Origin of the sequence: Pseudomonas sp. 2822-17 (assembly GCF_002742485.1) — a bacterium.
GTDB lineage: Bacteria > Pseudomonadota > Gammaproteobacteria > Pseudomonadales > Pseudomonadaceae > Aquipseudomonas > Aquipseudomonas cyclaminis.
In genome coordinates, this window is record NZ_LJRZ01000739.1 from 1 (window position 1) to 271 (window position 271).

The 271-nt window shown below is 35.1% G+C and carries 1 protein-coding gene; it reads left to right on the forward strand.

What is annotated here, in order from left to right; translation table 11 throughout:
- Positions 1–271, forward strand: a 271-nt coding sequence (locus AOA60_RS32815; protein ID WP_218240864.1) for a hypothetical protein, incomplete at both ends; no start/stop codon positions are given.

The following is a 271-nucleotide window of genomic DNA, read 5'->3' on the forward strand; positions in this document are numbered from 1 at the left end:
GAAATAGACGAAGCTGTATATGGGAAAGGGAAAAAGAGGCACATCCCTGAATTAGAGATTCTCTCTCAACACTTAGCACGTAAAGGTGCAGTTATCAATGAGTTAAAACCACTCCTAGTAAAGCAATTAAAAGATAATCAACAGTATGAACTTTTTGAAGAATTAGAAATGCCTTTATCTATTGTGTTAGGAAAGATGGAAATGAACGGTATTTCGGTTGATAAAAATGAACTAACCGAGATGGGAGAAAAATTAACTGCAACTCTAGAGA